We start from the raw sequence: 899 nt of genomic DNA on the forward strand, positions 1-899 counted from the left end.
TGGCTTCTTTTTTTGCCTATTCCAAGTATCTCTTTAGAAACAGCTTTTCGTGTTAACTAGCTATTCGCGATGAATTGCGCACGCAGTTTTTCTATTTCATCACGCTTCTCAGCCGCAAGCTCAAATTCCAGATCCTGAGCATGTTGGTACATCGCCGCTTCTAGTCGACTGATTTCCTTCTCCAATTGTTGTGGAGACATCACTTCGTAAGTTTGAGATGGTTCAGCCACTTTAGACAGTGGCACTTGCTTAGTATTGCGTTGACGTTTGGACTTAGTAATGTCGCCCAATTCCATAATATCCTTGATATTACGTTTTAACGCTTGCGGCGTAATGCCCATTTTCTCGTTGTACGCTTGCTGCTTCTCACGACGACGATTGGTTTCATCCATCGCTTTTTTCATCGATTTTGTAATACTATCCGCATAGAGAATCGCTTTACCCTCAATGTTTCGTGCAGCACGACCTATCGTCTGAATGAGTGAACGTTCTGAACGCAAGAAACCTTCTTTGTCGGCATCCAAAATTGCCACCAGCGAGACTTCCGGCATATCCAAACCTTCTCGAAGCAAGTTGATACCCACTAAGACATCGAACTCACCTAAGCGCAAATCTCGAATGATCTCGACGCGCTCTACCGTGTCGATGTCGGAGTGAAGATAACGAACACGAACATCATGCTCATGCAGATATTCCGTTAAATCTTCCGCCATTCGTTTGGTCAGAGTCGTAACAAGAACACGTTCCTCTTTGGCGGCACGAATACGAATTTCAGACAACAGATCATCGACCTGAGTCGCGACTGGTCGAACTTCGAGTATTGGATCCAGCAAGCCGGTAGGACGCACGACTTGATCCGCAATTTCACCTCCCGATTTCTCTAGCTCATAATTACCCGG

General features: G+C 45.6%; 1 protein-coding gene. It reads right to left on the reverse strand.

Features of this window, described 5'->3' with window-relative positions; translation table 11 throughout:
• Positions 1 to 56 precede the first annotated feature (56 nt).
• Positions 57 to 899 (reverse strand): helicase-related protein (locus tag R7Q09_RS24690; protein ID WP_318143765.1); only part of this gene is annotated, 843 nt, incomplete at its 5' end.

It is taken from the genome of Vibrio sp. 2130-1, assembly GCF_033339515.1.